3 protein-coding genes are annotated in these 9,276 nt (G+C 47.1%); all 3 read right to left on the bottom strand.

The genetic code is table 11. The features are described 5' to 3' along the window. Window positions 1-5,672, bottom strand: a 5,672-nt coding sequence (locus FFS57_RS23705) for a calcium-binding protein (RefSeq protein WP_283204928.1), incomplete at its 3' end; no start/stop codon positions are given. Window positions 5,673-7,388: 1,716 nt separating this feature from the next. Beyond that, on the bottom strand, window positions 7,389-8,198 hold the full coding sequence (locus FFS57_RS23710; protein WP_137940308.1) for a hypothetical protein: 810 nt from the start codon (window positions 8,196-8,198) through the stop codon (window positions 7,389-7,391). Between the two features lie 224 nt (window positions 8,199-8,422). Next, window positions 8,423-9,004 (bottom strand): hypothetical protein, encoded by a 582-nt coding sequence (locus tag FFS57_RS23715; RefSeq protein ID WP_137940309.1) that lies wholly within the window; start codon window positions 9,002-9,004, stop codon window positions 8,423-8,425. Between the last annotated feature and the right edge of the window lie 272 nt (window positions 9,005-9,276).

Consider the following 9,276-nt stretch of genomic DNA (forward strand, 5'->3'; position numbering starts at 1 on the left):
ACGTCGGTGCCAAAATTGCCGGCGAAGACATACCGGTCGTCGCCCAGACCGCCTTTCAGCGTGTCGTTACCAACGCCACCGTCCAGGGTGTCGTTGCCAGCCCCGCCATCCAGCTTGTCGTGGCCATCCAGGCCGGACAGGCTGTTTTTACCGGCATTGCCGGTCAGGGTGTTGGCCAGATGGTTGCCGACCCCATTGAGGTCAGTGCTACCCATCAAGGTCAGGTTTTCGACATGGTCGACCAGCTTGGTGACACTGGCGCTGGTATACAGGATATCGGTCCCGCCATTGGCCAACTCGGTGATGGTGTCATTGCCCTCCGAATAGTAGGTGTCGTTACCACCACCTCCTTCGAGGGTGTCTTGACCATTACCACCAATCAAGGTGTCGTTGCCAGCCAAGCCTTGTAATCGATTGCTCAGTCCATTGCCTGTGATTGAATTGGCCAATTCGTTGCCCGCGCCATTGATGGCACTGCCCTGAAGAACAAGGTTTTCGACTTGATCAGGCAAGACCACATCCATCGTTGCTTCGATCTGATCTTTACCTTCGCCGGCCATTTCAAAGACATAATCCATCGATCCAGCGATTCGGTAGATATCATCACCTTTGCCACCATACAGCCAATTGGCTTGTCCGCCGCCACTGATCAGGACATCGGCCCCGTCCTGGCCATATAAGGTATCGTTGCCGTCCCCGCCATCCAACGAGTCATTGTCAGCGCCACCATCCAAGGCATCATCACCCTGCAAACCCAGCAAGGTGTCATTACCTTTGTCACCCGACAGCGTGTCGCTCATGAAAGTACCTGTGAACCGGTCGTTGCCAGCGGTCGCCTGTGGGGTGCCCAGCGCCTTGACGTATTCGGTAGCGAGATTGAACACCGTGCCATCGGCCAGTCTGACGGTACGTAATGCCGTAGCCATCGGGGGGGCGTTGTCGCCAATATCGAAATGATCTGCCAGCACGATGCCATCCCCCTGGCCCAGATCCAGCAGCAGGTCTCGGTTATAGCGCAGCAGGCGAATATCACCCACTTTCAAGCCCTGACCAAGGCGCAGTTCATCTTCAGCAAGCGAGCTGTAGCTATTGAGCGAGGTACTGCCCCCCGCAATGGTATCAATGCCGTCACCGCGATCGAACAGGTAGGCATCCTGCCCCAAGCCGCCTACCAGCAGGTCATGGTCTTTGCCACCGCGCAATGTGTCATTGCCATCCATCCCCTGAAGCTGATCGTTACCACCCAAACCCTGGAGTTGATCATTGCCAGCCGTGCCAGTGAGATAGTCATGCCTTTCGGTTGCCTGATTGGTTTTAGCGAGAATAAGCTGTTTGTTCCAGATCGTACCATCAGCAAATTGGAAGTCGCTCGCATCGCTGACTTGTGTATCCAGACCGTCAAAATAGCCATGCAGCGTGATGGTTTCATTGGTGACGGTTGATTTGACATAGAGTGTCGCATTGTCTCTGGTCAAGACAATGTTTTCAGGGCGGACGCCCTCGGTGAATTGAAGCCGGTTTTGTATAGCTTTGCGCCAGGATGTAGCGAGATGAACAGTGTCATTGCCCGCACCATGTCCCCAGATGACGGTATCGCGCCCATTGTTGGAATGGATCTCATCATTACCAGCCCCACCCTCAAAGACATCATTGCCAGAGGTCAGCTGGAATGGATCTTCCCGATCTCCCCACAAGGTATCATTGCCACTACCACCCATGACACGATCATTGCCTTGTCCATCGAAGATTTGGTCGTCGCCAATTCCGCCCTCCAACACGTCATCACCATCATAGCCATAGAGGGTATCATTACCACCCAGTGCCAGCATGACATCCGCCTGGCCTGTGCCATGCAATGTATCAGCCCCTTCTGTGGCACTCCATGCCAACTTCCTGACGTCTTCGGCTGGAATCAGGGTGCCATCATCAAACTTCAACTGAATCGCACCGTTATCATTCTCGGCCCCACCAAAGAAATTGGCTAACCGAATGGTGCTGCCGTCAACCAGTTTGATAAACAGGTGGTTCCTATCTTGCCTTTGGTCGGAGCGCTCAATACGGATATCGGTACGCTTGATACCACCGGTCAACAGCAGTGTATCAATGGTGTTGCCGAATCGATGAACCGTGATGGTGTCGTTGCCATCACCCTTGCGATACAGATAGGTATCCGAACCATCGCCACCACCCAGCATGTCATCTCCGATACCGCCTTCCAGTGTATCGTCACCGGTATTCCCATAGAGGTCATCGTCGCCGGCATTGCCATAGAGCTTGTCATTGCCAGCAGCCCCGTCAATCCGGTCGCGACCACCCAGGCCCGATATCACGTCGGCCGTGTTGTAGCCGACCAAGGTATCGTCACCTTCTGTGGCATCCAACAATTTGGCCATCAGCGTCGGTACCGACCAGATGGTGTTATCGGCAAAGGTCACCTGTGAAACCTGGGATTGCGGACCAAAGAAATCGGTTATCCGGATGCTGTCGTCACTGTTTTTGATACTCAGCAGCAAATCGTTGTCACTTCTTGATACCTTGATATCAATCGGTGAAATGCCGGCCTTGAATGCGATGGTATCTTCCTTGCCCGACTGGCTGCCCAGCACGGTGTCTTGGCCGTCTCCACGACCAAAGCGATAGGTATCCCGACCCGTCTGACCATCCAATTGGTCATTACCTGCCAATCCATCCAGGGTATCGTCGCCTTGATAGCCAAGTAGCTGGTCATTGCCAGCGGTACCCTGCAGCAATAGGATTTTCACTTGTGCGGCACTTAAATTGGTTGCACCGCCTTGGAAGGTAAAGGACTCAATGTTGGGGGCCGTAAAGAAGTTAAGGATTTCAACCTGGTCAGTCGAATCTCGCAATGACACAACCAGGTTATTGTAGTGGCGTTTGAATTGGAGATGCTCAGGCAGAATGCCAGGGCCAAAGGCCAACACATCCATATCGTTCGCATTGCCGCCGTTGCCATCCGAAAGCGTGTCTTGACCATCACCACGATTGAAGTGATAAGTGTCAGATCCACCCATGCCTTCCAAGGTGTCATTGCCTTTGCCACCAGCCAGTTTGTCATTGGTCTGGTAACCACTCAGGTAGTCATTGGCATCGCTACCGATCAGCACGCCGGCGTTGATGGTTGCCGTATCCAATACAACACTGCCGTCTTGGAATGTGATTTGCTCAATACCTTCGCCATTGAAGTAGTTCTTGACGGTTACGCGATCAGTTGTACCCTTCAGGCTGATAATCAGGTCCGCACTCTGACGGGCTAGTGTCAGATCTTCGGCACGGATACCCGTGCCCATCATCAGTACATCAGCCTCACCGGTCCCGCGCTGCGGGTTATCGATGATCAGATCTTGACCATCACCACGCTCGAAGCGATAGGTATCCGAACCCGCGCCGCCATCCAGTTGATCAGCCCCCAAGCCACCAATCAACGTATCATTGCCGTCACGGCCATACAGTGCATCAGCACCGTTATTGCTGTCCAGGACATCGTTCCCGCCGTTGCCATCAATGAAATCATTAGCCTGGCCGCCGTAAAAAACCTCATCGGTATAGTCACCAGTCAACGTCAGGGAAGACGTAGCCCGACCAGCCATTTTTTTGAGATCCCAAGACTGTACGGATGGCGTGTTATTGCTTGCGTCCGAGGCAATGGCGGATCGTGCTTGCGGGTTAACGGGTGGCGGGCTGACAGTGCCGTTGACAAAATGATCGATGGCGCCCTTGAAACCCCCATCGATATAGATGTCATTCTCGCCGGTTCCGCTCAGGCGCAATACCATTTGCTGACTGGTAGACTGTAGTACGGTGACATCGTCCAACGAGCTGATGCCTGTCAACAACAGTGTATCGTATCCTGCTACATCCTTGATCTGCTTCTTACCACCGCCGTTGACATCGTAGGTGTCATTCCCCAATCCACCCTCCAGTAGATCCAGGCCGCTACCTGCAACCAACGTATCATTGCCGTCCCCAGCCCGTAGGATGTCATCGCCATCCTCGCCGTTGACCAGATCGCTGATCGCAGAGCCCACAATGGTGTCGTTTCCACTGCCACCATAGAGAGAGTCACTCAAACCGGCAGCGGGGTTTAAGCTTGCGCTAATCTGGTCATGTCCATCACCACCAAAGATCAAGTCGCTGCCATGGCTACCCGTGAGGGTGTCGTTGCCGTCACCACCATCCAAGGTGTCGCCAACCGTATCCTGAAAGTCAGAGACTCCGGATGTCAGGATATCGTTGCCAGCGCCACCGATCAGGGTGTCCGCACCGCCCAGGGCAGCGATCGTATCATCGCCATCGCCCCCGTCCAGATAGTCACCGGTCGTATCAGTCTTCAGCACATTGGCCAGATAGTCATTGCCCGCTTCGCCAAACAGCGAATCGGTCCCCTCGCCACCATCCAGGAAATCGTCTCCTGCGCCACCCAACAGCGTATCATCCCCGCCTTTGGAGAGCTGATATTGGCTACGGAAGGTGTAATCGCCAAACAGCGTGTCATTTCCCTCCCCGCCGCTCAGCAAATCATGATCACCCTCGCCAAACAAGGCGTCATCCTGCTCCCCGCCATCCAAAGTGTCGTCACCACGGAAACCATAGAGCGTGTCATTCCCCTGGCCACCCAGCAACAAATCACCTTTGTCGGTATCAAAATCCAGTTTGCCACCCTGGAAATTGACTTGGAAATGGCCACCAACCAATAGGTCTGCTCCTTCGCCGCCAATCAAGGTATCCTGACCGCCATTACTTTGCAGCCAGTCATCCCCCTTGCCCCCGTTGAAGGAAAGTGCGCTTTCCCATATTGTTTTATTGGGGGTAGTCATGCCCCCCGTCATGCTTGCCCAATGCTCATCGCTGTAGACGGTCTTGCCGGTACTCAGTGCAATTTGTGCCCGACTCCCAGGCTGAACATCCCGGCTGGTGGTACCGGACTGCTGCCCAAACTCGTTCAGCAACATGATTTCATAATGTAATGGCGTGCCCGCCAATGGCTGGTAGCTCAGCTGCCAGGTTTCCTGATAGGTCTTAAAGGGGTCGGTACCGGCGATGATGATGTCGTTTCCATCCTGGCCATGCGCCTCTGCCTCCAGGCTTGCGTTGATGAAGTCGTTGCCCTCACCGCCAGCCAGCTTGGTGTAAATGGCCCCACCACTTTGAATGATGTCCGCACCCGCAGTCGCACCGGGCTTGGTGCCTTTGTAGTCGACTGGCTTGGCCGTTAGATTCAGGCCAAAATCCCCGTTCTTGAACTTTGCGATCGTGATGGCATCCTTACCACCGTCACCATAAATGACCTTGAGTTCAGTGCCAGCTTGGCCCGACCACAGTAGTTTGAGCTTTTTGCCTGCGAGGGTGGCTTCATATTCACCCGATTGTTCAGTACCGTTGGCCGCATTTAAGATTGCTCCATTGATGACCAACGTGCCCTGACCATCCGCATCCTTGATGACGTCGATGCCGTCGCCCGTTGTGAACTCATAACGGTCAACACCCAGCCCTCCTTCAAGCCAGTCGTTATCTTTGCCACCAACCAGCGTATCATTTCCCTGTCCACCGTGTAGATGATCATTTCCCGCGCTACCCGTCAATGAGTCTTGGTCCGCACCACCTTCGAGGTAATCGTTTCCACCACCGCCGCTAATGGTGTCGTTGCCCATCATCCCGTAGACATGGCCTGCATAGTTTGAATCCAGTAATAAATTTGGAGTACTGTCTCCAAAAAACACCTCGGCAGGCCTAGGTGCTAATGAAGTCATTTGTGGCTTAGTTGATGCGTGAAGGGTAACCTCCATTGAGGAACTAGCGTCATGAAAGCGGGTGCTAAAATAATCACCACTGAATGCTGTGCCACTCTTTGAGAGATTTGACTTGACTAATGTCGACAGCATTTCAATGCGATCCTTAATCCACATTCTTGTGAAGATTCCTGTTCCTTGACTCTCGTTATATAGTGAATATTTACTTGAATCATAATCAAGGCCACTAATTGCAAAATTATGAAGCTCCATAAGCGCATATCGGTAGGGAAGCCCTTCCTCACCTTCTACTAGCGCTTTTTCTAGAATGTATGATGATGATTTATTTGACAGAATATCTATTTTTAATGATTTTCCACCCTCTTCTTTGGTGACCGCCTCAATTTCATCAATTACTTTGAGAATTGTAGACCTATCATTCACTCCAGAGATGTTAATTCCAAAACTTTTTGCAAGTTGACTAGTTACTTTAAACAAAGTTTCATTATTTTCGGAAGAAACTGATTCAAGAAAATTATTCAGCTCGGCTACTTTATCCTTTTCTTGAGAGAGTGAATTTATTAATCGCATTACCGCAAGAGATGTCACCACCTCTTGAGTACTATGATTGTTTTTTTGGACAAAAATGCGAACATCATTTCCCGGAAAATCCCCAACAGCAGCAATTAGATCAGTTCCGCTAGCTAGAATATGATCAATATAGCTGAGTTTTGGAATTTCAGCATTTTTTATACCGGGTGCATTGAATGTATACCCCTTACTAACCCCCCCAAACATAATTGAGTACCGTTGAGATAGATAACCACCAAGGGACAAGCCCGTCACTTCAATCGCATGATTTCTATCCAATATTCCTTTTCTAATTAAGACATCATGAAATTCCTCCATCGACCTAACCTGCTCGGAGTCTACCCCCCTTACAATTGCTGATCCCGCTATAATTAAATCATTAACTGTTTCGGAAAATGGCTGCACTCCCCTAAAAGATATTATTGTTTTTCCGGTCTCCATATCTTTAAATACTACTGCTTGAAAGCCTGTTTCTTTATTATCTTGCGCGTATAAAATATCATAACGTCTTGAGAATCTATCCGCTTCTAATCTTGTGAGATACTTGTCCGACACTTCTGGATTTGCATTTCTGGAAATAATATCCCTTATTCTTTTAATTCTTTCATCTCTACTTTCTACACCGACAACAGATGAGAAGTCGAAATATGAGAGGGTGCTAAATAAACCAGCTTCATAATAAAGGTCTATTTTTGTTTCTTTCATGATCGGGTGATTCCTTAGGATATTTTAAATCAATTCATGCGGAATTAGATTTTGATCATCTATATTTATGCAATCAAAGATTTCTTGGTTAAAGTGATTAGTAAACCAACCACGTTCGTAGAACGTGGTTTTGCCTCAAGGTGAGATCGAACTTGCCAATAGCATTGCAAGCTATAGCTTTTGCATGACTAGCATCCGATCTTTTGTATAGGACAGCACACTTTCACCACTGAAAGTATGCTTTTGGCATGGATCGGCTGAGGACTTTAAGTGCTTTTCCCAACTTGGTAATTCGCCTCTAGTCTAACTCCCATATCAAAGGAAAGTCTGATCCCGCCCTGATCTTTAATGATATTTTTTGTATCCTATTAAGTTTAAAAAATCCATACTTTCAATATTATTTCCCAATGTTGATTCTCCAGGAGATATATCACTGGAGCCTGGCAGGATAATACTGCCTTGGGACGTAAAGAATGTTGACTTGAATAGTGGCTGTCCATTATGAAAGTCAACGCCAATTACATTTTGATGCCTGTAAATTTCAAAATACAAAAATGCTGTTATTTTTTCCGAATTACTACTTTGCACATCTATGAATCTAGATGACGGGCTATTTATTTTAGTCACGAGTGGACATTCCTTGTTTGATTCAAATGACTTAATAATATTTTCATATTTACCAGGATGCATCTCATTTAGTTTTTTTATTACTTTGCAATCTTGATTTTCATTTACCTTTACAGATTGCAATCTATACCATCCGCTACCATTATTACCAAGATGCTCTTTTTTGCAATCATATTCTTTATTTGGAAAGTCATTCATATAAACACCTGCAGGTCCACTAATTAATTCAGAGGAAGATGAGGCTATTTCTATATACTCAATTTTTTTATGGTAGTTTTCAAAAAAAAGTGGTGATATGTAATAAAGTGGGAGGTAGTTCTCGGCAATGCATGATCCTTCATTTATCAGCATAAAACTTTTCTGGCGCCCTACATTGGTAGAAAATTTCTCTCCGCCCTCCATGCTGTGTAAAATTTTGGCGTATATAAATGGTGGTAGATAACTAAACCAAATGAAAAGCATGATAAATGCAACAGTAAATATATATGTTAGAGTTTTCTTAACATTAGCTGAAATAAATTTATTCATTGTAGCTCTCTGTAATTGTCAGTTGAGTTTAAAAACGAGTTGGATTATGTCATTTTCATGGCATCATATCATACCATATCCATACCTATGCGATCTGTATTTAGTGCAGGTGAAGTCCACACCGAACGGCATAGAGCCGGAACACCCTTGGCCTGCTTTATGTTGCTAATTAGATTGTAATTCATTATATTTATCCTACCACCTTGAAATAACTAGTTACGCCATTAATCTAACTTGCCACCAGCAAGAAACTTATCAATATTGTCATTGGTGACTTTTTCATACTTTCCAAGTGCTTTTTCATTACAATGATTATCTTTGCAAAGTAACAATATTGTATTCATTTTTTCATCCTTATAGATCAATGCTCGATTAATATTCTGTAGTGTCACGTTTAATGCATCATGATTTCCAGGGTAAGATATAGACAACCTAGTTTTCAACTTAACGCTACCATGCGGGAAGATAAAATCTTCTCCACGAGAAAGTATCTTGAAATCAAATGATATTTCAAAATCCCCACAATTTTTAGGTAGTTTTGATTTTTCTGCATGTCCATACCATTGATCAAAAACATAAAGATTCTGCTTTCTCTCTAGCTCCTTTAAAGCATTTACATGCGCTCTCCATGTGGAGCTACTATTTGGCCAAACCAATGTCCCTATATTCCAAAATCCTTTTTTTTCAATATCAAAAGCAGAAATTTGTTCGACACAACTTATTTTGTGGAACTGATAATATTCATCCGCACCGGCATTAAATGGGGAAAGAAAGAGAAATAGTGAGAGTGTTGAAATGAGCTTCATTTTGTTCCTACCTATAGAAAAGTTGTTTAAAAATTAAAATCATCAGAAAAAATAAATTATTTGATAACTTTTTCCAATTTATTTCTGATACTTTTTTGGAAAGGCCCATTATTTGGTCACAGTACCGACAACTGTTAGCATGCAATAGCCATGTGTGCCCCCAGGGCGGGATCGAACTTGCCAATGGCATCCTAAACTATGGCTTTCGCATGCCTAGCATGTGAGCTTTTGTGTAGGGCAAGCACATTTTTACCAGTGAAATTACGCTTTTA

Origin of the sequence: Chitinivorax sp. B, from assembly GCF_005503445.1 — a bacterium.
GTDB lineage: Bacteria > Pseudomonadota > Gammaproteobacteria > Burkholderiales > SCOH01 > Chitinivorax.